Source organism: Pseudoxanthomonas sp. 68-E7 (genome assembly GCF_057773145.1).
This window is the reverse complement of record NZ_JBYMTI010000002.1, coordinates 550,483-576,515: the sequence shown is the minus strand read 5'-3', so window position 1 is coordinate 576,515 and position 26,033 is coordinate 550,483. Positions and strand designations below refer to the sequence as shown.

Annotated in this window: 30 protein-coding genes and 1 tRNA gene; 6 read left to right on the top strand and 25 right to left on the bottom strand. The window is 67.8% G+C overall.

Annotated features, from left to right (window positions below; genetic code table 11):
• Nucleotides 1–71: 71 nt before the first annotated feature.
• Genes AC3DE2_RS07200 through AC3DE2_RS07190 form a run of 3 tightly spaced genes read left to right on the top strand, consistent with a single transcriptional unit; the run spans nt 72 to nt 1,166 of the window.
• Nucleotides 72–452, top strand: coding sequence for a YfeK family protein (locus AC3DE2_RS07200; protein WP_295377132.1), 381 nt, complete (start codon nt 72–74; stop codon nt 450–452).
• Between the two features lie 40 nt (nt 453–492).
• Nucleotides 493–696, top strand: coding sequence for a PspC domain-containing protein (locus tag AC3DE2_RS07195; protein WP_295377133.1), 204 nt, complete (start codon nt 493–495; stop codon nt 694–696).
• Nucleotides 693–1,166: a hypothetical protein gene (locus AC3DE2_RS07190; RefSeq protein ID WP_295377134.1), complete on the top strand. Its 474-nt coding sequence runs from the start codon at nt 693–695 to the stop codon at nt 1,164–1,166. Before AC3DE2_RS07195 ends, AC3DE2_RS07190 begins: the two co-directional genes overlap by 4 nt.
• Before the next feature lie 69 nt (nt 1,167–1,235).
• Here the strand turns inward: AC3DE2_RS07190 and AC3DE2_RS07185 are convergent, their stop codons facing one another.
• From AC3DE2_RS07185 to AC3DE2_RS07085, 21 genes are all read right to left on the bottom strand, one after another.
• Nucleotides 1,236–1,745, bottom strand: a complete 510-nt coding sequence (locus AC3DE2_RS07185) for a HupB (protein ID WP_488425620.1) — start codon at nt 1,743–1,745, stop codon at nt 1,236–1,238.
• Nucleotides 1,746–1,811: 66 nt separating this feature from the next.
• The gene (locus AC3DE2_RS07180) at nt 1,812–3,029 is read right to left on the bottom strand and encodes an NAD(P)/FAD-dependent oxidoreductase (protein WP_488425619.1); all 1,218 of its coding nucleotides are present in this window, start codon (nt 3,027–3,029) and stop codon (nt 1,812–1,814) included.
• 45 nt (nt 3,030–3,074) lie between these two features.
• Nucleotides 3,075–3,770, bottom strand: a complete 696-nt coding sequence (locus AC3DE2_RS07175; RefSeq protein ID WP_295377141.1) for a TetR/AcrR family transcriptional regulator — start codon at nt 3,768–3,770, stop codon at nt 3,075–3,077.
• 237 nt (nt 3,771–4,007) lie between these two features.
• Nucleotides 4,008–4,093, bottom strand: a tRNA-Leu gene (locus AC3DE2_RS07170).
• A gap of 45 nt (nt 4,094–4,138) precedes the next feature.
• Nucleotides 4,139–4,729 (bottom strand): cysteine dioxygenase family protein, encoded by a 591-nt coding sequence (locus AC3DE2_RS07165; RefSeq protein WP_295377144.1) that lies wholly within the window; start codon nt 4,727–4,729, stop codon nt 4,139–4,141.
• A gap of 85 nt (nt 4,730–4,814) precedes the next feature.
• Nucleotides 4,815–5,927: a homoserine O-acetyltransferase MetX gene (gene metX, locus AC3DE2_RS07160; protein WP_488425617.1), complete on the bottom strand. Its 1,113-nt coding sequence runs from the start codon at nt 5,925–5,927 to the stop codon at nt 4,815–4,817.
• Nucleotides 5,928–5,970: 43 nt separating this feature from the next.
• Nucleotides 5,971–6,999, bottom strand: coding sequence for a tetratricopeptide repeat protein (locus AC3DE2_RS07155; RefSeq protein WP_488425615.1), 1,029 nt, complete (start codon nt 6,997–6,999; stop codon nt 5,971–5,973).
• On the bottom strand, nt 6,999–7,454 hold the full coding sequence (locus tag AC3DE2_RS07150) for a cytochrome c-type biogenesis protein (RefSeq protein ID WP_295377152.1): 456 nt from the start codon (nt 7,452–7,454) through the stop codon (nt 6,999–7,001). The genes AC3DE2_RS07155 and AC3DE2_RS07150 overlap by 1 nt, the downstream gene beginning before the upstream one ends.
• Nucleotides 7,451–8,044 carry a DsbE family thiol:disulfide interchange protein gene (locus AC3DE2_RS07145; protein WP_295377154.1) on the bottom strand — a complete coding sequence of 198 codons (594 nt, stop codon included), beginning with the start codon at nt 8,042–8,044 and terminating at the stop codon, nt 7,451–7,453. The genes AC3DE2_RS07150 and AC3DE2_RS07145 overlap by 4 nt, the downstream gene beginning before the upstream one ends.
• A complete protein-coding gene (locus AC3DE2_RS07140) occupies nt 8,041–9,975 on the bottom strand; it encodes a heme lyase CcmF/NrfE family subunit (RefSeq protein ID WP_488425614.1) in 1,935 nt (644 codons plus the stop codon). The genes AC3DE2_RS07145 and AC3DE2_RS07140 overlap by 4 nt, the downstream gene beginning before the upstream one ends.
• Nucleotides 9,976–10,082: 107 nt before the next feature.
• Nucleotides 10,083–10,550: a cytochrome c maturation protein CcmE gene (gene ccmE / locus AC3DE2_RS07135; protein WP_295377158.1), complete on the bottom strand. Its 468-nt coding sequence runs from the start codon at nt 10,548–10,550 to the stop codon at nt 10,083–10,085.
• Nucleotides 10,547–10,717 (bottom strand): heme exporter protein CcmD, encoded by a 171-nt coding sequence (gene ccmD / locus AC3DE2_RS07130; RefSeq protein WP_295377160.1) that lies wholly within the window; start codon nt 10,715–10,717, stop codon nt 10,547–10,549. The genes ccmE and ccmD overlap by 4 nt, the downstream gene beginning before the upstream one ends.
• A complete protein-coding gene (gene ccmC, locus AC3DE2_RS07125; RefSeq protein WP_488425613.1) occupies nt 10,714–11,463 on the bottom strand; it encodes a heme ABC transporter permease CcmC in 750 nt (249 codons plus the stop codon). The genes ccmD and ccmC overlap by 4 nt, the downstream gene beginning before the upstream one ends.
• A gap of 140 nt (nt 11,464–11,603) precedes the next feature.
• On the bottom strand, nt 11,604–12,053 hold the full coding sequence (gene azu, locus AC3DE2_RS07120) for an azurin (RefSeq protein WP_295377165.1): 450 nt from the start codon (nt 12,051–12,053) through the stop codon (nt 11,604–11,606).
• A gap of 63 nt (nt 12,054–12,116) precedes the next feature.
• Nucleotides 12,117–12,914 carry a c-type cytochrome gene (locus tag AC3DE2_RS07115; RefSeq protein ID WP_488425612.1) on the bottom strand — a complete coding sequence of 266 codons (798 nt, stop codon included), beginning with the start codon at nt 12,912–12,914 and terminating at the stop codon, nt 12,117–12,119.
• A gap of 11 nt (nt 12,915–12,925) precedes the next feature.
• On the bottom strand, nt 12,926–15,460 hold the full coding sequence (locus AC3DE2_RS07110; RefSeq protein WP_488425611.1) for an MtrB/PioB family outer membrane beta-barrel protein: 2,535 nt from the start codon (nt 15,458–15,460) through the stop codon (nt 12,926–12,928).
• Nucleotides 15,461–15,470: 10 nt separating this feature from the next.
• Nucleotides 15,471–16,505, bottom strand: a complete 1,035-nt coding sequence (locus AC3DE2_RS07105; protein WP_295377172.1) for a DmsE family decaheme c-type cytochrome — start codon at nt 16,503–16,505, stop codon at nt 15,471–15,473.
• Between the two features lie 214 nt (nt 16,506–16,719).
• Nucleotides 16,720–17,391 carry a TetR/AcrR family transcriptional regulator gene (locus tag AC3DE2_RS07100; protein ID WP_295377174.1) on the bottom strand — a complete coding sequence of 224 codons (672 nt, stop codon included), beginning with the start codon at nt 17,389–17,391 and terminating at the stop codon, nt 16,720–16,722.
• Between the two features lie 13 nt (nt 17,392–17,404).
• Complete coding sequence (gene ccmB / locus AC3DE2_RS07095; RefSeq protein ID WP_295377176.1) at nt 17,405–18,088, bottom strand: heme exporter protein CcmB; 684 nt, start codon at nt 18,086–18,088, stop codon at nt 17,405–17,407.
• Nucleotides 18,085–18,729: a heme ABC exporter ATP-binding protein CcmA gene (ccmA, locus tag AC3DE2_RS07090; protein ID WP_295377179.1), complete on the bottom strand. Its 645-nt coding sequence runs from the start codon at nt 18,727–18,729 to the stop codon at nt 18,085–18,087. The genes ccmB and ccmA overlap by 4 nt, the downstream gene beginning before the upstream one ends.
• Before the next feature lie 84 nt (nt 18,730–18,813).
• A complete protein-coding gene (locus AC3DE2_RS07085; RefSeq protein ID WP_488425610.1) occupies nt 18,814–19,299 on the bottom strand; it encodes a DUF3293 domain-containing protein in 486 nt (161 codons plus the stop codon).
• A gap of 68 nt (nt 19,300–19,367) precedes the next feature.
• On the opposite strand from AC3DE2_RS07085, the gene AC3DE2_RS07080 reads away from it, so the two are divergent.
• The 3 genes from AC3DE2_RS07080 to AC3DE2_RS07070 are packed head-to-tail and all read left to right on the top strand — an operon-like array spanning nt 19,368 to nt 21,890.
• Nucleotides 19,368–20,516 carry a pyridoxal phosphate-dependent aminotransferase gene (locus tag AC3DE2_RS07080; protein WP_488425609.1) on the top strand — a complete coding sequence of 383 codons (1,149 nt, stop codon included), beginning with the start codon at nt 19,368–19,370 and terminating at the stop codon, nt 20,514–20,516.
• 29 nt (nt 20,517–20,545) lie between these two features.
• A complete protein-coding gene (locus AC3DE2_RS07075) occupies nt 20,546–21,343 on the top strand; it encodes an amidohydrolase (protein ID WP_488425608.1) in 798 nt (265 codons plus the stop codon).
• Nucleotides 21,336–21,890 (top strand): DUF488 domain-containing protein, encoded by a 555-nt coding sequence (locus AC3DE2_RS07070; RefSeq protein ID WP_488425607.1) that lies wholly within the window; start codon nt 21,336–21,338, stop codon nt 21,888–21,890. Before AC3DE2_RS07075 ends, AC3DE2_RS07070 begins: the two co-directional genes overlap by 8 nt.
• Before the next feature lie 148 nt (nt 21,891–22,038).
• Here the strand turns inward: AC3DE2_RS07070 and AC3DE2_RS07065 are convergent, their stop codons facing one another.
• The 4 genes from AC3DE2_RS07065 to AC3DE2_RS07050 are packed head-to-tail and all read right to left on the bottom strand — an operon-like array spanning nt 22,039 to nt 25,980.
• A complete protein-coding gene (locus AC3DE2_RS07065) occupies nt 22,039–22,485 on the bottom strand; it encodes a PaaI family thioesterase (protein WP_488425606.1) in 447 nt (148 codons plus the stop codon).
• On the bottom strand, nt 22,482–22,865 hold the full coding sequence (locus AC3DE2_RS07060) for a hypothetical protein (RefSeq protein WP_295377195.1): 384 nt from the start codon (nt 22,863–22,865) through the stop codon (nt 22,482–22,484). The genes AC3DE2_RS07065 and AC3DE2_RS07060 overlap by 4 nt, the downstream gene beginning before the upstream one ends.
• The gene (locus tag AC3DE2_RS07055) at nt 22,862–24,061 is read right to left on the bottom strand and encodes a PQQ-dependent sugar dehydrogenase (RefSeq protein ID WP_488425605.1); all 1,200 of its coding nucleotides are present in this window, start codon (nt 24,059–24,061) and stop codon (nt 22,862–22,864) included. Before AC3DE2_RS07055 ends, AC3DE2_RS07060 begins: the two co-directional genes overlap by 4 nt.
• Nucleotides 24,062–24,084: 23 nt before the next feature.
• Nucleotides 24,085–25,980: an ABC transporter ATP-binding protein gene (locus AC3DE2_RS07050; RefSeq protein WP_488425604.1), complete on the bottom strand. Its 1,896-nt coding sequence runs from the start codon at nt 25,978–25,980 to the stop codon at nt 24,085–24,087.
• Nucleotides 25,981–26,033: the final 53 nt, after the last annotated feature.

Genomic DNA, 26,033 nt, shown 5'->3' with positions numbered 1-26,033 from the left:
GCATTGGCGGTTGTGTCCGGTTAATCCCGGGCCGCGTAGCCTGCGCGCCTTGAATGAGCGGGGAATTGGACATGCGCAAGGGAATTATCGCGTTGGCTTGCGGCTTGGCATGGTGGGCGACCACCGCGACGGCGGCGCCCGGCGAGCAGGCCAGGCGCGAAATCACCCAGTTGATGGACGGGCTGTCCAATTCGCAATGCGAGTTCCAGCGCAACGGCAAGTGGTACGGGCGGGCGGATGCGCGCGCGCATCTGCAACGCAAGTACGACTACCTGCTCAAGCGTGATCTGGTCGATACCGCCGAACAATTCATCGAGCGCGCGGCCAGCAAGAGCAGTTTGAGCGGACGCGCCTATCGGGTGCGTTGCCCGGGCCAGCCGGAACAGGACGCCGGTGCCTGGTTCCTGAGCCGGCTCAAGTCCCTGCGTGGTTCAGGCGCGCCATCGCGCTGAGCGCTAGACTTGCCGGGACGACCGTGGGGAGCCGATCACCATGAACACCGCGTCCAAGCCGCTGGCCCGTTCCCTGAACGATCGGATGATCGCCGGCGTGATGGGCGGCATCGCGCATCGCTTTGGCTGGAACCCCACGCTGCTGCGCGTCATTTTCGTGATTGTGTCGATCGCCTCGGCGGCCTTTCCCGGCATCCTGGTCTACCTGATCCTCTGGCTGCTGATGCCCAACGAGGCGGATTGAACGCCGTCGCGCGCCGACGTACCGCGTGGTGGATCGCGGCGGGCGCGCTCGGCGCGCTCTGGACCCTGCCGAACACGCTGGTGGGCCTGTTGGCCGGTGGCCTGGGACTGGTCTTCGGCGCGCGCATGCGTTGGAGCGCGCGTGACTGCGCACTGGTGTTCCATCATTGGCCCTGGGGGCCGGGTGGCGCCATCACTTTCGGCAACACCATCCTGCATACCGGCGACAGCCTGGATTCGATCTGCATCACCTACGAGCAGCGCGCCGGCCATTGCGAGCATCCACCGATCCGGCTGGGCGATCACGAACGCGCGCATGTATTCCAGTACATGGTACTGGGGCCGCTGTTCCTGCCTGTCTACCTGCTGAGCGGAGGCGTCAGCGTCCGCAATCCGTTCGAGCGCGCCGCGGACCGCTACGCGTTGACCGGCAGCGGCTGGTGGCCCGGCGTGGCCATGGCGAAGGCATAAGCACCACCGCATGGCCGCGGGTCCTGCGGCATCGCCGGCGTTCCGGTTCCGCGCTGCAGACGAACTCGTTCAGTCGCCGCGGGTGCGTCCGTTGGATGTGCGGGTTGACTTCCTGGCGGTCTTGCGCGGCGTCTTGCGGGCTCGCTTGGTCGCCGTCTTCTTCGCGGCTTTCCTTGCGGTTTTCCGCGTGGATTTTTTCGCCGTCTTCCCTGCTGCCTTCTTCGTCGTCTTCCTTGCGGTCTTTTTGGCGGCCTTCTTCGCCGCCTTCTTCGCGGTCTTCTTGGCGGCCTTGCGAGGGGCCTTGCGGGCAGTCTTCCCGGTCGCCTTCTTCGCTGTCTTGCCGGCGGCCTTCTTGGTGGTCTTGCCCGTTTTCTTGCGGGTGGCCTTCCTGCTGCTCTTCCGCGCCGTCTTTCGTGCGCTGCCGCGTTTGCGGCCGCCACCTTCCTGCTTGTTCACGGTCGCCCAGGCAATGCGTTCCGCATCCTCGTTGGAACGGCCCTGCTCGCGCTCGCTTTCCTCGATATGTTCGGCCTTGCGTTTCTGCCGATCGGTGTAGGCGTCCTTTTCTCCTCGTGGCATCGGAATGCTCCCGGGACGGGAGGTCCGAACCTACGCGCGGGAATGTCTTCACGGCATGAAATCAGGTCAGCGGCGTGCCAGCCGCTGAAAGGAAAACAAGGCGGCAAGCGGGTGGTGCCGGCGTTCGATGCGCGCGAGCAGCAGTTCCGCGCCGATCCTGCTGTAGGTGATGCCGTTGCCGCCGTAGGCCATGGCGAAATGCACGCGTCCGCCATGCTGGGGATGTGGCCCGAAGAACGGCAGGCCATCCTCGGTCTCGGCGAACGTGCCGGCCCAGGCGAATGCGGGCGCGCAATCCAGGTGCGGCAGCAGTTCGCGGAGCTTGCGGTTGAGTGCGTGGGCCTTCTTCACCACCCGCGCATCCCGTCGCGCCGGGATGTCGACGCGATCGTCCTCGCCACCGACGATGACCCGGTGATCCGGTGTCGTGCGCAGATACAGATAGGGGCGGGCGGTTTCCCATAGCATCGTCCGGCGAAGAAAACCTAGCGCCTCCGGCGCGACCGGGTCGCTCACGAACGCGTAGCTGCTGTGGTTGCGCGCGACCCGCTGGCGCAGCCACTGCTGGGCCGTATAGCCGGAGGCCAGGACGACGTGGCGGGCATGGACCTGGGCACTTTCGGCGGTTCGCAGCAACACCGAGCGCGGCCGGGGCAGGATTTCCACGACGCAGGTCCGGTCGTGGACGCGGGCACCCCGGGTCGCCGTGCGATGGAGCAGCCGGTGGGTCATCCGATACGGATCCACGCATGCGGCCTGCCTGCTCAGCAGCGCGGCCGGCCGGGTCAGGCCGAAGCGTTCGGTCAGTTCTCCGGCATCCAGGTATTCGACCTGCAGGCCCAGCCGGCGGCGCGCCGATGCTTCCTCGGCGAGTCCGGTGCGTTCCCGCCAGTGCGTGGCCAGGTACAGGCTGTCCGTCCAGGCGAAGCCGACATCGCGGATTTCGCGGGCCAGCTCGCGCAGCCGGTCCAGCGCCTGCGCACAGGCACGATAGGCCCGCGCGGCGTCCCGCTCGCCCAGCCGCCTGGCCAGCTCCAGCAGGGGGGTATCGATTTCATATTGAAGCAGGGCGGTGCTGGCGGCGGTGCTGCCCCAGCCGATGTCGCGCTGTTCGATGACAGCCACGTCGTGGCCCGCCGTCTGCAGGTGATCGGCAATCAGCGCACCGGTGATGCCGCCACCGACGATCGCAATCTCGCAGTGCAGGTCTCCCGCCAGCGGGGGAAAGGGGCGCATCAGGCCATTCTTGATGGCCCAGTAGGGGTAACCGCTCTTCAGGTCCATGGCGGCGACCATCGCGTCACCAGGCACACCGGGACGGACAGGGCGTCACCCGCGTGGCAGCGCGCCCTGCAGGAACAGATCGACATTGGCCATGGCCTGCTCGCGCAAGGCGGCCGGGTCCAGTCGGTCCAGATAACCGCTGGCGACCCGGATGATCAGGTTGCCGAACATCATCATGTAGAACTGGGTTGCGGCGCCCTCGGCCGAGGCCAGCTTCAGGCGGCCGGCGTCCATTTCCTGCTGGAAGAAACGGGTCAGGATGCCGCGGGTCTCGGCGACGGCATGCTCGAAGAACCAGTCGCGCAGGGCGGGGAAGGACTCACCCTCGCCAATCACGATGCGATAGACCACCCGGGATTCCGCCTTGACCATCGAATCGGCGATACGGATCGCGACCTCGCGCAGGGCCTGCTCCGGCGGCAGGTCCGAGAAATTCATGTCGTTCAGGATACCGACGTGGTTCTCCAGGCGCCGTTCCAGGATGGCGTAGGCCAGCCCCTCCTTGTCGCCGAAGATCCGGTACAGGGTAGCCAGCGATCCGCCGGCCCGCGCCACGATTTCACTGAGCTTGGCGTGCTGGTAGCCTTTCTCGGCGAACACCTCGGTGGCGGCGTCCAGGAAACGCTCGGCCCGCATTTCGCCCCGTTTGCACAGTTCGACATTGCGGCGGGTGCGCTGGAATGCGCTGGAGTTCACGATGCGGGGAGAAGCGGTGCCACGAAAATCGGTCGAGTTGCTCACTGGCGGTACCGGCAGGTTGGCTGGGCGTCCCGAAGGGCTGATGGAATTGGGTCTCACCTCGATGCGCTCCCCATTTGTCAACTGCCATTTGGCATGAATGACACGCATCCGCTTTCGCTCGTACTGTGACGATTCAGGTATAGCACACCTTTGGCACTTTCCCAACACCAATTTTCTAACGGTCCAAAATCGGCACAAAAAAAAGAGGCCCGACGTTCGTCGGGCCTCTTCCGGGTCTGGTGCCGAAGGTGGGACTCGAACCCACACGCTTTTAAGGGCGGCGGATTTTGAGTCCGCTGCGTCTACCATTCCGCCACTTCGGCAAGGGGACGGAGTATAGCCGAGCCGCCGGGGTACCCGACAGCCCTTCAGACCACGCGATCGGTGCCCAGCAGGCGCTCGCCGCGCCGCTGCCAGCCCTCCTGGCCGGCGGCGTCGCCCTCGGGGGTGTAGATCCCGCAGCGGACCATGGTGCGCTGGTAGACGTGCAGGGACACCGCGATGGCGTCGTCGCTGGGGTTGCGGATGGTGTGGTACTCGTGGGGCGGAATCAGGCTGCCGGCCGAGCCGGTCCCCGCCTCGATGGTGCCCGCGGCGACGAACCGGTAGCGTTCGGTATCGTGTTCGGCCAGTTCGTACTGGGTGATTTCCAGGCGGCCGCGCCACACGCCTTCCACGCACCACATGCCGGAATGGTCATGGATCTTGGTGCCCTGGCCGGGCCCCCAGGTCATGGCGATGACGCTGTAGCCATACTCGGGGCTGGTGTACAGCTCCCGGCGCGCGTAGTGATCGGCGATCGGGTCCAGCACGCAGGTGGGCAACGCGACCGATTCGTCGCGGATCAATTCGCACAGCGACTTGCGCAGCGCGTCGGTGATGGCGCGGTCGTCACCCAGGGCGACGGCCGCGTCCAGCGAGGCGACCAGCTTGTCGTGGCCGGGAAAATCGAGGGACATGGAAAGGCACCCGCTGATAATGGTGCCGCCATTCTAGTTCGGGCGGGTTCCGGTCGCGAGGGTATGGCGGCAGGCCAGCCCTGGCTCAGAGGCTGTCCAGGAAGCCTGCCACCGCCGGCCCGAACCGGGCGAAATCGACCAGGAAGGCGTCATGGCCCTGCGGGGATTCCAATGGCTGGAATTCCGCCCGGGCGCCGCCCAGCGCCAGGCCCTGTGCAATCTGCTCCTGCTGCTGGAGCGGGAACAGGATGTCGGTCACCGCACCGATCGCCAGCGCCCGCTCCACCTGGATCCGGGCCAATCCCTGCAGCACGTCTCCGTTGGCGTACTCGGCCAGATCGAACCAGTCCATTGAACGGCTGAGATAGAGGTAGCTGTTGGGATCGAAGCGGCGCACGAACCGGCGGGCGTGGCCTTCGAGGTAGCTTTCCACCTGGAATTCGAGCCCGAACGGATCCTCGTCCGGCCGATCCGATTCCAGCCGCACCCGGCCGAAACGGCCATCCCACTCCAGCGCCGAGCGATAGGTGATCACCCCCAGCTTGCGCGCCATGCGCATGCCCGATTCGGGATAGTGATCGTCGTCGTAGTGGCCCTGGTTCCAGGAAGGATCCAGGCGGATGGCCTCGCGCTGCAGGGAGCGGATGGCGATGGAGAAGGGCAACGCCTGGGCACTGCCGGAAATGTTGATGTGGGTGCGTGCGGCGCCGGGATGCAGCAGCAGGTAGGCCAGCGCGGTCATGCCGCCCATCGAGTTGCCGATGATGCAGGCCAGTTGCCCGATGCCCAGCGCCTGCACGACCGCGTGGGCGGCGCGGGCGCCGTCCTCGACCGACAACTCGGGGAAATCCAGTCGGTAGGGTTCGCCGCTGGCGGGATTGACCGAGGCCGGGCCGGTCGAGCCCTTGCAGCTTCCCAGCGAGTTCACGCAGATGACGAACCAGCGATTGGTGTCGATCGGCTTGCCCGGTCCGAGCATCGCTTCCCACCAGCCGTCCTCGCCGTTGCCTTCGTTGCGCGCGGCGTGCGCGTCCGGGGACAGGCCGGTGACGATCAGGACGGCGTTGTCGCGCGCTGCATTGAGCGTGCCCCAGGTTTCATAGGCGACGCGCGCGCCGGACAGCGCGCCGCCACGTTTCATCGGAAAGGGCGAGGGCAGCGCGTGGAAGCGCGTGCCGGGCGGGATGAATTCGGTCATCCCGCAAGTTTAGCCTGCGACCGCCGGCCGGAGCCGGCCGCGCTCATTCCACCACGCGCTGGATCCGCAGCGAATAGGCCTGGGCCGAACCCACCTCGGCCGGCACCATGACCGCCTCCAGATCGCCCGCCTTGGCCATCACGTCGCCGGCGCGGGAGACGCGCGCGCCCAGTTCGACCTTGGGCACCTGCGACAGCTTGAGCGTCGGCATGGGGCTGTCGCCATCGTCCAGTTCCAGGGTGATCGGAAAGGACGATGCCGGCACCCGCCTGGCGGCCACCGGCATCGGCGGTCCACCGGCCTGGCGGGCGAACACGAACAGGGTCTCGCCACCGGCCAGCCGCGACTTGAGCTCCGGGGCGATGTCCACGCTGACCTTCAGCAGCGGCTTGCCGATGGCTGCCACGGGAGCGGGCGTGGCGGGCTCCGGCAGCGCCTCCAGGCCGGCCTCGGCGCGGGCCTGGTTGATCTGGGTGCGCAGGGTGGCGGCGGTGCCGCCGTCGACCTGGGCCAGCAGCGGTTCCCAGGTGCGCGCGGCTTCGGCCGGCTGGCCCTGCTGGCGCTGCGACACGCCGAGGAACCAGCGTGCGCGCTGGTGTTGGGGTTCGATCGCCAGGGCGCGCTGCAGCAGGCCGACGGCCTGGGCATCGAGCTGCTTGTCCGGTGCCGCGTACAGCCGCGCCTGGGCGTTCTCGACCAGCAGGTTGGCATCGTCCGGCGCCAGTTTCAGCGCGGTCTCGAACGCGGTGCGCGCTTCGGTGTAACGCTCCAGGCTCAGGTAGGAGCGCCCCAGCAGGCGCCAGCCTTCCGGCTCGTTGGGATTGCGCTTGAGTTCGGCCTCGAGCTGCTTGACGGCTTCGTCCAGGCTGGCGGGCGCCGCCGCGGCCGGCATCGTCGCGGGCATCTCGATCGCCGCCGGTGTGCCGAGCAGGCGGTACAGCGCGAGCGCGCCGATGCCCAGGGTGGCCACGGCGCCGATGAACAGGCGACGCGAGGAGTGCCACAACGGCCACAGCACGCCCACCAGGACGAGCAGGGTCAACAGTGATGCGATGGCGGAAAAGACGGTCATCACCACTCCTGGTTGTCGTCGGCTTCGGCGACGTCGCGCCCGCCGCTCCTGCGCCTGACGATGCGCAGGACGATCACGCCGCCGGCCAGCACCAGCACGGCCGGGCCGAACCAGAGCAGCCAGGTGCCGGGCGAGACTTCCGGCTTGTACAGCACGAACTCGCCATAGCGATCCACCAGGAACCGCTTGATCTCCGGATCCGACCTGCCCTGGCGCATCAGGTCCAGCACTTCGCGACGCAGGTCGTGGGCGATCTGCGCGTTGGAATCGGCCAGCGACTGGTTCTGGCACATCACGCAGCGCAGTTCGGCGGTGAGCCGGTGGAAACGGGTTTCCTCGGCGTCGTCGCGGAACTGCAGCGGGGTGGGATCGCTGGCCTGGGCAAACACGGGGCCGGCGAGGCCCAGCAGCAATGCCAGCAGCAGCGTGCGCAGGTGGAGGGGCAGGGCGTTCATCGCTGCGCTTCCGCCTTTTCCAGCGCCGGCAGCAGTTCGTTGGCGATGATCTCGTCGGTCACCGCGCCGACGTGCTTCCAGCGCACGATGCCCTTGCCGTCAACCAGGAAGGTTTCCGGCGCGCCGTAGATGCCCCAGTCGATCGCGGCGCGACCATCCTCGTCGGCGATCACCAGCATGTACGGATTGCCGAACTGCTCGAGCCAGCGCAGCGCTTCGCCGCGTTCGTCCTTGAGGTTGTAGCCGATGAAGCGCACGCGCTTGGTCAATGCGAACTTGGTCAACACCGGATGCTCGACCCGGCATTCCGGGCACCAACTGCCCCAGACGTTCATCACGTAGGGCGCGCCGGCCAGGTCGGCGTTGTCCACCCGGGTCGCCGGGTCGTGCAGCAGCGGCAGATCGAAGGCGGGCGCCGGCTTGCCGATCAGCGGCGAGGGCAGGGATTCCCGATCCGCGCGGCCGGACTGCTTGACGCCGTAGGCCAGCAGGCCCATCAGGCCGACGAAGAACAGGCCGATGATGACCGCGGCGAACACCAACGCGCCGCGCGACTTGTTCTGGCCGGGAGTCTCGGAAGGGGTATTCATGCCGGTTGTGCCTCGGATTTTGGCGCTTCGGGTTTGCGGCGGAAACGCCGGTCGGTGGCGGTGACGAAGGCGCCCAGCGCCATCAGCAGGGCACCCAGCCAGATCCAGCGCACGAAGGGCTTGATGTGCACACGCACCGCCCAGGCGCCGTCGCCCAGCGATTCACCCAGGGCCACGTAGACATCGCCGGACAGGCTGGGACGGATGCCGGCCTCGGTCATCACCTGGCCGCCGCTGGCATAGGCACGCTTTTCGGGATGCAACAGCACTAGCGGGGTATCGCCGCGCAGCACCTGCACATGGCCCCGGTCGGACAGGTAGTTGGGACCACGGGTCTCGTCCACGCCCTCGAAGCGGAAGCCGTAGCCGGCCAGCTCGATGGTCTGGCCCGGCTTCATCGCCAGTTCGCGCTGCACGTTCTGGGCTTCCACCAGCAGGGCGCCAATCAGGAACACGGCGATGCCGAAGTGCGCCAGCACCATGCCCAGCATCTCCGGGGTGAACTTGCCGTTGGCACGCAACCGGGTCCATACGAAGCGCAGCGTGCCCAGCGCCACCCATGCGCCGCCGGCGACACCGGCCGCGGTCTTCAGCGGTCCCTGCGGCGCCATGAAATAGGCGATGCCGCCGAGCACCAGCGCCGCCACCAGCCACGGCACCAGCATCGCCAGCGGCTTGCGTGGCTGGTCCTTCTGCCATTTGGTCAATGGACCGAACGGCACCAGCATCACCAGCGGGGTCATCAGCACCACGAACAGCAGGCCGAAGTAGGGCGGCCCCACCGAAATCTTGCCCAGATCCAGCGCATCGGCGAGCAGCGGATACAGGGTACCCAGCAGGACCATGCCGCAGGCCGCGGCCAGCAACACGTTGTTGGCCAGCAGCAGGGTTTCGCGCGAACTGGCGACGAACGCGCCGCCGGCGATGCGCGGCGCGCGCAGCACGTAAAGCACCAGCGAACCACCGACCACCGCGCCCAGGAAGATCAGGATGAACACGCCGCGCGAGGGATCCGCGGCGAAGGCATGCACGCTGGTCAGCACGCCCGAGCGCACCAGGAAGGTGCCCAGCAGCGACAGCGAGAAGGCGGCGATCGCCAGCAGCAGGGTCCAGCCACCGAAGCTGCCGCGCTTCTCGGTGACGGCCTGGGAGTGCAGCAATGCCGCGCCGGCCAGCCACGGCATGAAACTGGCGTTTTCGACCGGATCCCAGAACCACCAGCCGCCCCAGCCCAGTTCGTAATATGCCCACCAACTGCCCAGCGCGATGCCCAGGGTCAGGAACGCCCAGGCCACGTTGGTCCAGGGACGGGTCCAGCGCAGCCAGCGGGCATCGATATGACCATCCAGCAGCGCGGCGATCGCGAACGCGAACGGCACCACGAAACCTACGTAGCCGGTATAGAGCATCGGCGGATGGATGATCAGGCCCGGATCCTGCAGCAGCGGATTCAGGTCGCGGCCTTCCAGCGGCGCGGGCAGGAGCCGCGCGAACGGATTGGAGGTGAAGATCAGGAAGGCCAGGAAGCCGACGCTGATCACGCCCATCACGCCGAGCACGCGCGCGACCACCGCCTCCGGCAGGTGGCGCGAGAATTCGGCGACCGCCGCGGTCCAGATGCCCAGCACCAGCACCCACAGCAGCAGCGAGCCTTCGTGCGCACCCCACACCGCGGAGTACCGGTACATCATCGGCAACAGCGAATTGGAATTTTCGGCCACGTACTTGACCGAGAAGTCCTGGGTGACGAAGGCCACGGTGAGGATGACGAACGCCGCCAGCAACAGGAACAGCTGGCCATAGGCCGCTGGACGCGCCACGGCCATCCACGCGGCCTTGCCGCGATGCGCGCCGGCCAGCGGCAGGAGCGCCTGCAGCAGCGACACCAGCAGCGCCAGGATCAGGGTGATTTGACCGAGTTCAGGCAGCATGGCTCAGCGGCGTCCGGAAGGGGGAAGGGGGATGCCCGCAGCCGCGGCTGCAACGCGATGATGGAAACGCACGCGCGGATGCGCGGCCTGGCGAAGCGCGCGTTGGCTCAATTCGCCGACTCCGCCGCGGGCACGGCCGGCACGTCGTGCTTCTGGTGCGCCTTGCCCATCTTGTCGGCCACTTCCTTGGGCATGTAGGTCTCGTCGTGCTTGGCCAGCACATCCTCGGCCACGAACACGCCGTCCTTCATCGAGCCGGTCGCCACCACCGCCTGGCCTTCGCGGAACAGGTCCGGGAGGATGCGGTCGTAGACCACCGGCAACTGCGCATCGCCGTCGGTGACCCGGAAATGGGCCTGCAGGGATCCGGTTTCGCGCCGGAACGACCCCTTCTCGACCATGCCGCCCAGGCGGAAGCGCGCATGCTCGCCGGCTTCGCCACGCAGCACTTCGGCCGGCGTGTACAGGTAGGCGACGTTGCGTTGCAGGGCCATCGCGATCAGCGAGGCGGCGATGCCGGCGGCGAGCACCAGCAGCAGCACCCAGATCAGGCGGCGGCGACGGACGGGATTCATCGGTTCAACTCCAGCGGCGAGGGCGCGGCGGCGCGGGCTTCGCGCGCGGCGCGCAGGCGGGCGGCGCGCAACTCGCGGCGGATCTGCAGGCGCGGGGCGACAAAATCCCACAGCAGCACGATGGCGAACACGGCGTACGCGCCGACGACATAGGACAGGTAGTTCATGGTTTGGTTCCGGCCAGTCGGGCGACCCAGTCCTTGCCGGCCTCGCGGCGGAGATTGTCCGCGCGGGCCCGGGCCAGCAGCGAGCCGGCGAACCAGAACTTGGTGGCTGCCACCATCAGCCACAGCGGCAGCATCATGCTCGGATCCATCCGCGAGCCGCCCATCAGGCTGATGGTCTGGCCCTGGTGCAGCGAATTCCACCACACCACCGAGTAGCGGATGATCGGCAGCAGCGCCACGCCGACGATCGACAGCAGGCCGGCCGCGCGCGCGGCGGCGCGGCGATCATCGATGGCGTTGTACAGGCCCATCACGCCCAGGTACAGGAACAGCAGGATCAGCTCGGTGGTCAGGCGCGGATCCCAGTCCCACCATGTCCCCCACATCGGCTTGCCCCAGATGGAGCCGGTCGCCAGGGTGATGATGGTGAAGCCGGCGCCGATCGGCGCGCAGGCCATGGCCAGGATCTCGCACAGCTTGATCCGCCAGATCAGCGCGATGGCCGCATAGAACGCCATCAGGCCGAACACGAACAAGCTCATCCAGGCCGACGGCACGTGGATGTAGAGGATGCGGAAGCTGTCGCTCTGCTGGTAGTCGGCCGGCACCACGAACAGCGCCTGCCATAGGCCGAAGCCGAACAGCACCATCGCCGCCAGGTAGCACCAGGGCGTCCAGCGGGCGGCGAAGCGATCGAAATAGGGCGGCGAACCGAGTTGGTGGAACCAGCGGACGAGGGGATTCATGGAAGGTGTTTCATCGCTCGCGGTCGATGGAGCGTACCTCCCTGGCACGCTCCGCAGCTCTGTTCTGTGAAATCACCCCATTTTCCCAGACTTGGGGCCGCCGCGCCAACCGCGCGGGGCCCCGCTGGTCTTGACCCGGGTCAAGGCTTGAGGGTCAGGGTGCCCTTCATCAGCGCGGAATGGCCGGGAAAGCTGCAGAAGAACGAGAACGGGCCGCCGGCCAGCTTGGCGACCGGAATCTGGACCGAGGTGCTTTCGCCGCCGCCGACCACCTTGCTGTGGGCGATGACGCGGGTGTCGCCGGCCTTGATGTAGTCGGCCGCCAGGCCCGCCTTGATGCCGTCCGTATCGATGCCGGCGATGTCGGCGGTCTTGGCGATGACGACGTTGTGGCCCATCACGTTCCTGGCCAGTTTGCCGGTGTGCTTGAGGTTGATGGTGAAGGTCTTGCAGCTCTTGCTGACGTCGATGTTGGCCAGGTTGTACTTCATGGCGTCGTTGCCTTCCAGGTCCACCGAACAGGTGGCGGCGCGGGCGGCCAGCGGCGAGGCGGACAGGGCGAGCACGGCAAGCAGGGCGAGGCGGTTCATGGCGATTCTCCGGAACGTGGGGGTTGAATTATGTAGGGTTGAATTGAACGGGAGATGGCCGGGTCAGGGGCCCTGTGAGGCCAGCCAGGCCGACAGGGCGGAAATGCTGTCGTCGTCCAGCCGCTGGCCGACGCCCGCCATCACGAAATCGTTGGTGGAATGATGAAGCTGCCCGGTGCGGAAGGCGTTGAGGCGCAGTTGCAGGTATATCGCATTCTGGCCGCGCAGCGCCGGATACGCAGCCCAGGGCGCATGGCCTGCCCGATCCACCCGCGAAGCGAGCGGGTGGCCGCCGGCATCGGCGCCATGACAGCCCTGGCAGGGGGGCAGTCCCTTGCCGGGTTCGCCTTCCATGAACAGTTGCCGGCCCCGTTCCAGCAGGGCCGCATCCGGCGCCGGCGCTTCTTCCTGCGCGGGCGCGCGGCCGGCCGGCAGGCTGGCGTAGTAGAGCGCGAGGTCGCGCATGTCCTGATCGCCCAGACTGGCGGCCAGCGGTGTCATCGCCGATTCCGGCATCGCGCCGCTCTGGTACTCCACCAGTTCCCAGTACAGGTAATCCGCGCGCTGGCCCGCCAGGTTGGGGAAGTTCGGCGCGATCGAGATGCCTGCGGCGCCGTGGCAGGCGGCGCAGAGCTCGGACTTGGCTTTTCCGGCGGCGGCATCGCCTTGCAGGAGCGTGATCCGGCGCAGGTCCCGGTAGCCCGGTCCGGGACCCGCTGATGCGGCGGCGGCGATGGCTTCTTCGCCGGGTTCCGATGCGGGAGCGGGCTCCTGCGACGACGCGGGATCCTGCGCGGCGGCGGGTTCATCCGCACCGGCCAGGCTTGCGCCCAGCACCATCGCGACGGCGAATGCGAGCATGCCGAAGGTCTTCACAGCAGCACCTCCACGCTCACCCCGACCAGGTTGACCCGATAGTCCCCAGGCCCTCCGTCGGTGTAGACGCGATGATCGAACACGCGGGTTTCGTCGAAACCCAGGTAGTGCCAGTCCGACAGCCGGCCACGCTCGTAGGTATCGAACACCCGCATCCGCGTGCGTGGGCCGACCGGGAAGCTCAATCCGACCGACAGTGAATTGACCCGGTAGAGCATCGGCGGATAGCGGCCGTCGGCCGAGGCCGCCAGCGCGGGATTGGCCAGTGCGCCGGGCGAGGCGAACCGGTAGCGGGTGGTGCCGCGCGAGTCGGTCCAGTTCCAGGCCACGTCCAGGCTGGCGCGCCCGATGGCCTGGTTGAGGTTGATGCCGGCGTAGCGGTTGCGCTGGATGTCATCCAGCCACCAGCGGTTGGCCAGCGGATAGGTCGGGCCGCCCAGCGTGGGATCCGGAGTGGGGGTGCCGTCGTTGACGTTGGCGATGCCCAGGTCCGAATGGTCGTAGCCGAGCCAGGCGCTGGCGACGGTGGTGGTGGCGGGCTGCCATTCCCATTGCAGGGTGGCACCGCGGGTGTCGTAGTCCTGCCGGCCCAGTTCGGCGTCGTAGTCGTTGCGCTCGCCGCGCACCGACGCGTACAGGGTCATTTCGCGCGGCAGGATGAAGGTCGCCATCAGATCCAGTTTGTGCTGGGTCCGGCTGGCGAGGTCGTACTTGCGCAGGGCGGACACCGTATGCGCGGGCACGCCGCCGGCCGGTTCCTGGAAACCGGGCAGATCGGTGGAGAAGGTGAATTCGTAGGGATCGTAGAAATAGCGGCTGCCGCCGCGATCCAGGTAGGTGTAGTTGGCGCGCAGCGTCAGCCAGTCGCGGGCGCGGTTGTTCCAGGTCAGGCGCAGGCTGTCGTCGCGGGTGGTCGCGACCTCGCGATGCGCTCGCTCGATGGCGGTATGGGTGTAGGTCGCGCCCAGCGTGTGGCGCGCGTTCGGGCGCCAGTCCAGCCCCATGGAGACCTCCTGGGTTTCCTTGTCCAGCGGCAGGTTGCGCACGCGGGTGATGACCGAGGGCGCGAGCAGCGGATCCCACACGCCGGCTTCGCCGGGCACCACGCTGCCCTGTGATCCATTCTCGGCCACGTAGCCCCATTGGCCGGTCAGCGGGTTATAGGCCTGGTAGGTCCCGTCGTAGTCCTCGCGGTAGTACTTGGCCTGGCCACGCAGCGTCAGCGTGCTGCGCGGCTGGAACACCGCACGCACGTCCAGGCGCTGGGTGTCGATGCCGAGATCGGCGGTCTTGCGCGACAGCGCGTCCGGCGTGTTCCAGTCGGCGCAGTCAAACAGGAAGCCCGGTCCGATCGGCAGGCCGAACTGGCCCTGGCAGTTCATCGGCGCCAGCAGGCGTTCGTTCTGGCGCATCGTGCCCAGCGAGGTGTTGAAGGTCAACTCGCCATTCCACGGCAGCTTGCGGGTGAACACCGCGCGCAACTGGTGGTAATTGTTGTCCGGTTCGTAGGCGAATTCGCCGCTGGTGCGCGGTGGCGGGGTTACGCCCGGCACCACCGAGTACAGGCCGAACGGGACCTGGTAGTCATAGCCGTTGAAGCGGTTGCGGAAGAACGAACCGGTATAGCTGACATCCATCCGCCACAGGTTGCCGGTGAAGCGCACGCCGCCGTTGACGTTGACGGTGCTGTCGTCGATGGGGCGCGGGATCTCGTAGATGCCGCCGTTGGCGGGGAACGGGTAGTTGAAGAAGAACGGCCCGCCGAACGGGCGCGCGCCTTCGCGCTGTTCATGGCTGGCGTTGAAGTACGCGGCCCAGCGCGGGTTGATGAAATAGTTGATGCCCAGCCCCTGCTTGTCGCGGACCACGCGCAGGAACCGTTCCGGCTGCGCGCCGGCCACGGCGGCGACCTGCGCCGGCGTGCTGGCGGCCGGGGTGAGGCCGCCCGCCAGGGTGAGGTGCTGGGTGCCGACGCCGTTCCAGATCGAACGCGCATTTCCACTGGTCACGTTGGGCTGGCTGCGCACGAAGGCCTGCACGCGGAATTTGCCGGCACGGCCGAACACCGCACGGTAGAACTGGTTGTGCTCGTTGATGCGGCTGGCGCGAAAATCCAGATAGCTGCCATCGCTGGCGCGCTGCAGGCGGAAGCGCGCATCCACCATCACGCCGTCGTCGAAATCGTTGAAGCGGCGCCACTGGGTCGCGCGTTCGTCGCCGGAGACATGCAGGTAGCCGAGGCCGACGCTGCCCTCATAGGCCCACTCGCCGTGTGGTTTCAGTTCCGGCCACGCCGGCGCGCAGGGGTAGAGGAAGCCGGTCGGCGTACGCCGCGAGCCGGCGCGCAGCCAGCTCATCCCGTCGGCGTCGCAGCCGATGCCGCGCATGCCGGTGGGGTCCAGCGCGTTGCCGAAATGCAGATCCGTGCCCACGCCGCTGTCCTGCGCCTGGGCCAGGCCGGCCAGGGACAGCGCCAGGGCCAGCACGGCCAGTCGCGGCGGACGGGACGTGCGGAAGGTCGAGACGATCATGTTCCCTCCGCTACTTGTGGAGACGGGGACCGGACGGGTGGTTGGAGCCGTGGATCTGCGCGTGGCAGGTCAGGCAGCCGCGTCCCATCAGGCGCTCGTCCGGTGCCGGACCGGTGCCCAGCGACGCGCTGGTCAACAGATCGTTCGGATGGCGCGTGTGCGAGTGGCACTGCTGGCACAGCATCGGCACCGGCGCCACCAGCAGCGCATGCTGGTTGGAGCCATGCGGGGTATGGCAGTTCAGGCAGCTTTCGCGCACCGGCGCGTGTTCGAACAGGAACGGACCGCGCTTCTCCGCGTGGCACTGGTAACAGGTTTCATTGACCGTGTCGGTCTTGAGCAGCGAGGCGTTGAGCGTGCCATGCGGATTGTGGCAATCCGCGCAGGTCATCTCGCCTTCCGGCAGCGGCATGTGCGAGCGGCGGTTGAACTGCTGGCGCACATCCTTGTGGCAGGTCGCGCAGGTCTCGCTGACCGACTGGCGCGCGGTCAGGCCCTCGGCGGACAGGCGCGCCATCGGGTTGTGGCAATCGCTGCACGACAGATCGTTGCGCTGGTGCACCGAACCCAGCCAGCTGTCGCGCGGCCCGCCCGCATGGCAACCCAGGCAACTGCCGGTCTGCGCCGACACCGGCGTGCCGCCGTCATGGGTGAAGGCGATGATGCTGCCCTTGGCGGTCGGGTTCTGCGCATGCGCCGAGCCGGGTCCGTGGCAGGCCTCGCAGGTCGGGGTGGCCGGATTGGCCTGCTGCGCGACCTGCATGCCCAGCGCGTGCACGCTGTGGGCGAAGTTGTCCTGTTCCTTGGAATGGCACGCCGTGCAGGTGGCTTCGCCGATCGGTTTGGCGGTCGGCTGCAGCGGATTCGCGGGCACGGTCGCGAAGGCGAAACCGGGTGCATCGGCGAAGTCGTGGGCGACGCCGTCCTGGCTGCCGAAATGGGTGCCGGGCAGTTTCGAGGGATCAAACCCGGTGGGGGCGCTCTGCGCCATCACCGGCGCCAGCCAGCTCGCTCCGAGCATGGCCACCGCCGCCAAGACAAACATCAGACCCAATAGTGCGCGCCGCATCCTTCTCTCCCTTGCGCCTGGCTGACCAAGGCTGGCTAGCCGCAGGGCTTGTAACGTTCATTACGATAAACGCTGAGTGAATGAAGAAGGAAGATCAAGTTGCAGTGCAGCATGAAAGCGCGAATGCCAACGGCTCTTGCTACGTTCCCGGATAGTGCCGATCGCAATTCCCCCCGAGCGGGAAAACCGCTCAGGCGCGCGGCAGCACGCCTTCCAGGAAGATCGACACCGCCTCGCAGGCTTCCACCTTCACCCGCGGTTTGTCGGCCACGCCGATGCGGCCGTTGACCGAGCGCAGGATGACCCCGCCGAACACCATCATGTAGAAGCGATCCGCGACGAGCGCCGGATGTTCGAGGATCAGCCGCCCGCTGCGCTTTTCGCGCTCGAAGTACTGGGTGAGCAGGCGCTCGGCGGGCGTCACGCCGTGTTCCATGAACCAGTCGCGGAGTTCGGGAAAGCACAGGCCTTCGCCGATCACGATGCGATGGGTGACGATCCGGCCGGGAGACAGGATCTCCTCGACCATGCGCTCGGCGGCCAGCGGCAACGCCTGTTCCGGCGGCAGGTCGGAGCGGTACAGCATTTCCAGCCCTTCGCCGAACGCGGCGATGCTGCGCTTCATGATTGCCAGCGCAAGGCCGTGCTTGTCGCCGAACGCGTTGTAGAGCGTGGACAGCGAACCGCCCGAGCGCGCGACCACGTCGTTCAGGCGCGCATTGCGGTATCCCTTTTCCAGGAATACCTCGGTCGCCGCCTCGATGAACTTCTCGATGCGCAGCTCCACCCGTCCCGACACGTCGCTGCGCGGGCGGGAGCCCTTGTCGGACGGGTAGTGCGGATGGCCGGGGAAATCCGTCATGGGCGGGATGGAATCAGTTGAGGGCGATGCGGATCGCGGCCGCGGCCGTCCATGGTGCCAGCACCAGCGACAGCACCAGTCCGGCGCCGAGCAGCAACAGGGCGCCACTGCCGTCCAGGCCCTGGGCACTGGCGGCGACGCTGCCCGCGCCGAACACCAGGATCGGCACGTACAGCGGCAATGCCAGCAACGCGACCAGGATGCCCGAGCGTCGCATGCCGACCGTCAACGCCGCGACCACGGCGCCGAGCAGGCTCAGCAGCGGCGTGCCCAGCGCCAGGGAGGCCAGCAGTGCCGGCAACTGCGCGCGCGGCAGGTGCAGCAGTTCGCCGAGCAGCGGGGTGACGAGGATCAGCGGCAGCGCGGTGGTCGCCCAGTGGGTCAGTACGCGTACCGCGACCAGCCAGGCCAGCGGCACCGGCGCCAGGATCCATTGCTCCAGCGAACCGTCCTCGGCATCGCCACGAAACAGGGTATCCAGCGACAGCAGGCCGGCCAGCAGCACCGCCACCCAGATCACCGCCGAGGCCACCTTGCCGAGCGCGTCCGGTTCACCGCCCAGCCCCAGCGCGAACACCACCACCACCAGCAGGGCGAACAACGCCGGTTGCAGGGAGTCGCCTCGGCGGCGCCACATCAAACGCAGGTCGCGCACCACCAGCGCCGAGGCCGACGCGAACAGGCCCGGCGTGCTCATGCCGCACCTCCCAGCATCAGCATGCGGGTCTGCACCGGCGGCGCGGCGTAGGCACCGTGGGTGGTGACCAGGGCGGCGCCACCGCTGCGCAGGTGGGCGGAAATCATCCGGTTGACCAGGTTGATGCCTTCCAGATCGAGATTGGCGTAGGGCTCGTCCAGCAGCCACAGCGGCGCGGGCGACAGCCACAGGCGCGCCAGCGAAAGGCGCTTTTTCTGCCCCGCCGAGAGCTGCCGTGCCAGCGCGTCCTCGTAGCCGGCCAGGCCGACCATCGCCAGCGCGTTGCCCGGCATCTGGCGGGCGCGGCGGCCGTGCAGGCCGCACAGGAAGTTGAGGTTTTCCAGCGTATCCAGATCCGCCTTCAGCGCCGGCAGATGACCCAGGTAGGCGATGGCGCGCGAACGCTGGGTGGCATTGGCGGCGCGTCCGTCGATGGTGATGTCGCCGCGGTCCGCGCGCAGCAGCCCGGCCAGCACGCGCAGCAGGGTGGTCTTGCCGGCGCCGTTGCCGCCCTGGACGAGCAGCGCCTCGCCGGCATCCACCGCGAATTCCAGCGGGCCGAACACCGGTTCGTCGTTGCGCGAGAAGGCCAGGCCATGGGCGGCCAGCAGCGGCGGGTGGTTCGGAACGGAATCGATCATCAGGCGGAGCCTTCGCGGGAAGGCGGGTCTCGGGCGGGCAATCAGCCGGCTATTGTATGCGAGCCTTCACGCCGCCCACGGGGCTCAGCCGACCCACTCGACGCCGGCGAGTCCGGAGAGCCGGGACACGCCCGGCGGCGCCGGCCACATCAAGCGCAGGCGCACCGGCTGCGCATGCCGCCAATACAGGATGCCGCCCTGGGAGAAGGCCCGCGCGAGCGCGTCGGCCTGGTCGCGGGCCAGATCCAGCACCAGCCAGCCCGGTTCGTGCCAGCGGCCCTCATCGTCGCTGGCGCTGGCAGGGACGTACGCACGGCCGGCTTCCCGCAGCCAGGCCACGAGGCGCTGGTCGGCCTGCCGGTTCCGTTCCGCGCTGCGGGCGGCCAGCGGCGGATTCCAGGCGGTGATCCATAGATAGCACTCCGCGGAGAGCTGCCGTTCCAGCGCGGGAGCGGGTTCGCCTATCCGCAGCGGAAAGGCGCCCGCACCCACCCGCGCTTCGTAGCGGGCGGCGCACCAGGCGCGTGCCAGCCGGCATTTTTCCGGATCGGGAACGCTGTATCCGTTCATGGCCCCATCATCGCCGGACACCGTCATTGCGTACACTCCGCAGTCCCCCTGTGAGACCGGACCGGCGGATGCCACTCGAAACCAAGTTGCCCAAGGTGGGCACCACCATCTTCACCGTCATGTCGCAGTTGGCCGCCGAGCATGCCGCGGTCAACCTGGGGCAGGGCTTTCCCGATTTCGCGGTGCCGCAGCGACTGGTCGACGAACTGGATCGCGCCATGCGCGAGGGCCACAACCAGTACGCGCCGATGACCGGCGTCGCCCCGCTGCGCCAAGCTGTCGCCGAAAAGGCGCTGCGCTGCTACGGCCGCCAGGTCAATCCGGATACCGAGATCACCGTGACCAGCGGCGCCACCGAGGCACTGTTCAACGCCATCCACGCGGTGGTGCGCCCGGGCGAGGAAGTGATCGTGCTGGACCCGGCCTACGACAGTTATGAGCCGGCAATCGATCTGGCCGGCGCGCGCGCGGTGCACGTCGCGCTGGATCCGCAGACTTTCGCGGTCGACTGGAATCAGGTCAAGGCGGCGATCACGCCGCGCACCCGCCTGCTGATCATCAACAGCCCGCACAATCCGTCCGGGGCCATGCTGGATGAAGCGGATCTGCGCACGCTGGCCGACCTGCTGCGCGACACCGGCATCTACCTGATCTCCGACGAGGTCTACGAGCACATCGTGTTCGACGGCCGCCGCCATGAATCGGTGCTGCGCTACCCGGAACTGGCCGAGCGTGCCTTCGTGGTATCCAGCTTCGGCAAGACCTACCACTGCACCGGCTGGAAAATCGGCTACGCGATCGCGCCGCCCGCGCTCAGCGCCGAATTCCGCAAGGTCCACCAGTACAACGTGTTCTGCACCTTCGCGCCAGCCCAGCATGCGTTCGCGGCGATGATCCGCGACGAACCGGAACACTACGAGCAACTGGGTGCGTTCTACCAGGAAAAGCGCGATCGCTTCCGCGCGCAGCTGCTGGAAACCCGACTCAAGCCGCTGCCGGTGCCGGGCGGGTATTTCCAGCTGGTGGACTACTCGGCGGTGAGCGATCTGCCGGACATCGAGTTCGTGCGTTGGCTGACCATCGAGCACGGCGTCACCGCGATTCCGCTGTCGCCGTTCTACGAGGCGCCGCCCACCGGCCAGCGTCTGGCGCGGCTGTGTTTCGCCAAGAACGCGGCCACCCTCGACGCCGCCATCGAACGCCTTAAGAAGCTGTAGCCTTCCCTGACAAACGGATCCAGACCCCCATGCAGGACCTGCGCCTTTCCCTCGTCCAGGGCATCACCCGCTGGCACGATCCCGCCGGCAACCGCGCCTACTACGGCGATCTGATCGCGCCGCTGGCCGGAACCACGGATCTGGTGATCCTGCCGGAGACCTTCACCAGCGGCTTCAGCAACGACGCCATCGATCGCGCCGAGGGCATGGACGGGGAGACGGTCGCCTGGATCCGCGAGCAGGCCCGCAAGCTCGACGCGGCGGTCACCGGCAGCGTCCAGCTGCGCACGGACGAAGGCGTGTTCAATCGCCTGCTGTGGGCGACGCCCGACGGGACGCTGCACAGCTACGACAAGCGCCACCTGTTCCGTTACGCGAATGAGCACAAGCGCTACGCCGCGGGCCGGGAGCGATTGAGCGTGGAATGGAAGGGCTGGCGGATCAATCCGCAGGTCTGCTACGACCTGCGCTTCCCGGTGTTCTGCCGCAACCGCTACGACGTCGAGCGGCCCGGGCAACTGGACTTCGATCTGCAGATTTTCGTCGCCAACTGGCCTGCGGCGCGGGCCCACGCCTGGCGCACGCTGCTGCGCGCGCGGGCCATCGAGAACCTGTGCTTCGTCGCCGCGGTCAATCGTGCCGGCACCGACGGCAACAACCTGGACTATTCCGGCGACAGCGCGGTGATCGATTTCCTGGGCCAGCCGCAGGTGGAACTGGGACCGGGCGAGGGCGTCGCCACCACTACCATCTCGGCGGAAGCGCTGTCGGCGCATCGCGAGCATTTTCCCGCGATGCTGGATGCGGATCGTTTCGAGCTTGCCTGAGGCGACGCGACGCATCTGGACGATCGGCCATTCCAGCCATGACTGGGAGGCGTTCATGGCGATCCTGGCCGACGCCGGCATCGAGGTCGTCGTCGACGTGCGCCGCTATGCCGCCTCGCAGCGCCATCCACAGTTCGCGGGTGCGTCGCTGTTGCGTGGCCTGTCGGAACGGGACATCGACTACCGGCCGATGCCTTCGCTGGGCGGACGGCGCGAACCGCGCCCGGATTCGGTCAACACGGCCTGGCGTCAACCCGGATTCCGCGGCTATGCGGACTACATGCAGACGCCGGCCTTCATCGATGCCCGCGCCACGCTGGCCGAACTCGCGGCACGCCGCCCGACGGCGTTCCTTTGCGCCGAGGCGGACTGGCGCACCTGCCACCGTGGATTGATCGCCGATGCATTCACCGCCGACGGTTGGCAGGTCGTCCACCTGCGCGATGGCGGGCGCCACGAAATCCATCCGCTGACCGCCGCCGCGCGGCTGGTGGAGGGCAGGCTGGACTATTCGCTGCCGGTGTCGCCGCAGGGCGAGTTGTTCTGAACCCATCCCTGCCGTAGGAGCGACGTCAGTCGCGACCGGAAGATTGGGTTGTCTGTCATCCGCGCATTCGCGTTGAACCGCAGGAACTGGCTGCTTCCGGGTTTGCGGTCGCGACTGACGTCGCCCCCACAGGGGCGCGAGGGCCAAATCAGGCAGCAGGACGCGTCGGCAGGATCTGGCACACCGCCTGGCACAGGGCCAGCACCTTGTCGTCGGGGCCACGCGCTTCGCCGGCCAGGTGCAACTGGCCGCGCGTGCGTTCCACCAGTCGCGCGGCGCAGACGATGTATGGCACCTCCGGCGTCACCGGGCGCAGATACTGGGTATTGAGCGAAGTGGTCGCGCTGGGTGGTGCGATCAGGTAGGAAAACGGGCCCAGCGTATTGTCCAGCGCCGCGACGATGAAGCCGCCCTGCATGTGGCCGATCGGATTCCGGTAGCGCGGCAGCACCGGGAATCGCATGCGCAGCACTTGTCCTTCGACGTATTCGACGACCTCGCCCTGCATGTCGACCAGGCAGGGCGGCGGAATCTGCAGGGGAGCGCCTTCCGGCAACCGTGCGCGCAACAGCGTGTTGATGTCGGCGCCGTTCATGGGGTGAAACTCAGTTCGAACGCGGCCAGGAAGGGCGCGCGCGGCGGTGGCTCCAGGAAGCGCCCGTTGAGTTCCTTTTCAACGCAGGTCGCCAGCGCGGTATCGCCCTGGCGCCAGGTCCGCGTGATGCGGCCGCGCGCATCGATTTCGGCGACGATGACGAAGGCGGACGTGTCGTGGCCCGGGTTGGCGCAGTTGGCGACGCTGGCCTCCAGTTGCCGTGACTGCGCCTGCAGGAACGTCGCGCGCGCGGTCGCGCCCAGCGAGGCTTCGTCGCGATCCGCCTGCGCCTTGGCCTCGGCGAAGGTCAACGGCGTCTGCGCGGTGCCGGCCAGCGGCAGCAGGGCCAGGCCCAGCAGCAGGGACGACACGCGGATCATGGCCGCGCCTCCGGCGGCGCGATCCGCAGCAGCTTGCCGTCGTTCTCGTCGGTCAGCACGTAGACCTTGCCGTCCGCACCCACCCGCACGTCGCGGACGCGCTCGCCGATTTCGTTGAGCAGCCGTTCCTCGGACACGATCCGGTCGCCCTCCAGCCCCAGGCGGATCAGGTTGCGCTCGGCGAGCGAACCCAGAAAGAGGCTGTCGTTCCATGGCGAACCGGCATGGCCGGTGTAGAACGCCATGCCGCTCAGGCCCGGCGATTTTTCCCAGACGTGGTAGGGCGCTTCCAGGCCGGTCTTTTCCCGCCCCTGTGCTTCCGGAATCGGCAGCCCGGAGTAGTTGATGCCATGGGTGATGATCGGCCAGCCATAGTTGAGGCCGGGGCGCGGGAGGTTGATTTCGTCGCCGCCGCGCGGACCGTGCTCGGACTCCCACAATTTGCCGGTGCGCGGATCGATGGCCAGGCCCTGCATGTTGCGGTGGCCGAAGCTCCAGATTTCCGGGCGCGCGCCGGTCTTGCCGACGAAGGGATTGTCCTGTGGCACGCTGCCATCCAGGTTCAACCGCACCAGCTTGCCTTGTAGCTTGCCCAGTTCCTGCGACGTCGGGCGATGGTTGCGTTCGCCCTGGCTGATGAACACATGGCCCTGGGCGTCGAAGGCCAGCCGCGAACCGAAATGGTTGGGACCGTCCAGCTTGGGTTCCTGCCGATAGATGACCTTCACCCCGGTCAGCGCATCCGCGCCCAGCGTGGCGCTGGCCACCGCGGTGCCCGCGGTGCCGTTGTCGCCGGGTTCGGCGAAGCTCAGGTAGATGCGCCGGCTGCTGGCGAAGTCGGGCGCGAGAACCACGTCCAGCAGGCCACCCTGGCCTTCGGCGAAGACCTTGGGCACGCCCGTCAGTGGCGCGGAAATGGCGCCGTCGGCGCCGATCCGCCGCAATTGTCCGGAGCGCTCGGTGACCAGGAAACCGCCTTCCGGCAGCAGCGCCAGTCCCCACGGATGATCCAGTCCGCGCGCCAGTTCGGTGACCTGGATGCTGCCCAGGGCGCTGGACAGCGCGCGTGCGGCCGGCGCCTGCGCGGGCGCGGGCTTCGCCGCGGCGGGGGCCGGGGAATCGCCATCGCGCGCCTGGCAGGCGGACAGTGCGGTGGCAGCGAACAGGGCAAGGAACAACGCGGAACGATGGGGCATCGGAAATCTCCCGGGGGTAGGGGTCAACGGTAGCCGGCGGCCTGCAGTTCGAACAACTCGGCGTAGCGGCCGCCTTCGGCCATGAGCTGGTCGTGGGTGCCGCTGGCCTCCAGGCGGCCTTCATTGAGCACGAGGATGCGATCGGCCATGCGCACGCTGGAGAAGCGGTGCGAGATCAGCACGGCGGTGCGTTCGCTGGACAGCTCCTTGAAACGCTGGAACACCTCGAACTCCGCGCGTGCATCCAGCGCGGCGGTGGGTTCGTCCAGGATCATCACCTGCGCGTCGCGCATGTAGGCGCGGGCGATGGCGATCTTCTGCCACTGGCCGCCGGACAGATCCACGCCGGTCTTGAAGCGGCGGCCGATCAACTGGTCATAGCCGTCCGGCAGCGAAGCGATCACTTCATCGGCCATCGAGCGACGCGCGGATTCGCGGATGCGCGCGGCGTCGTCCATGGCGTCGACCTGGCCCACGCCGATGTTTTCGCCGGCGGTCAGGTGGTAGCGCACGAAGTCCTGGAAGATGACGCCGATGCTGGCGCGCAGATCGTCGACGTCGTACTCGCGCAGGTCGCGTCCGTCCAGCAGGATACGGCCCTCGTCGGGGTCGTACAGCCGCGCCAGCAGCTTGACCAGGGTGGTCTTGCCGGCGCCGTTCTCGCCGACCAGCGCCAGCACCTCGCCGGCGCGCAGCTGGAAATCCAGTCCGCGCACCGCCCAGCGTTCGGCACCGGGGTAGCGGAAGCCGACGTTCTCGAAACGGAAACCTTCGCGGATGGGGCGCGGCACCGGCGTGGCTCCGGGCCGCGACACGATTTCCGGCGTGATTTCGAAGAACGAAAACAGATCGTCCAGGTACAGCGCCTGCCCGGCGACCTGCGAGAAGCCAATCAGCAGCCCTTCCAGCAATTGCCGCAGGCGCAGGAAACTGCCGGCCAGGAAGGTCAGGTCGCCGATGCTGAAATCGCCGCGTACGGTGCGCCACGCGATATAGGCATAGGCCACGTAGTAGCCCAGCGTGCCCAGCCCGGCCAGCAGGGTGCCCCACAGGGCGCGGCGGCGCGCCAGCGAACGGTTGGCGCGGTAGAAGCCTTCGGCCAGTTTCCGGTAACGATCGATCAGGAAGCGGTGGAGGTTGAAGATCTTCACCTCCTTGGCCGTTTCCACGCTGGCGCCGGTCTGGCGGATGTATTCCAGTTGCCGGCGTTCCGGGGTCCACTGGAAGTTGAGCGAATAGCCCAGCGCGTTGAAATGCGCCTCGCCGACGAACGCCGGCACCAGCGCCACGATCAGCAACAGGATCAGCCAGGGCGCGTACACCAGCAGGCCGGCGGCGAAGCTGATCACGGTGATCGCGTCCTGCGCCTGGCCGAACAGCTGGCTCATCAGGTTCATCCGCCCCATGGTCTGGCGGCGCGCGCGATCCAGCTTGTCCTGCAGATCCGGATCCTCGAAGTCCTCCAGGTCCAGCCGCGCGGCATGTTCCATCAGGCGGATGCTGGTCGCGTTGGTGAACAGTTCCGACAGCAGCGAATCGGCGTAGCTGACGAACCGGCCCAGCAGGTCCGACAGGATGGCCAGGCCGAATTCCAAAGCCAGCAGGCCGAGCAGCGTATCGAGCTGGCCGCCGTGCCAGAGTTCCGCCAGGCTGGTCTGCGGCAGGCCGAGGCCGACCAGGCGGATGGCCTCGTCGATGATCAGCTTGCCCACGTACAGGGTGGCGACCGGCAGCAGGGCGCGGATCAGGCGCAGGCCGAGGCTGGCCACGGTCAGGCCGGGACTGGTCGCCCAGATCTGTTTCAGGAAAGGCGGCAGGTTGCGCATCGCGTTGAAGCGATCGCGCAGGCTGGGGCCGGACTTTTCACCGCGCCGGGGCTTGGTGCCGGCGGCAGGCGGGGGAGCGGGGGCGGAAGCCATGACGCATTGTGCCTGCTCGGCCCGGCCCACGGGAAACGACGTGGCCGTATGGC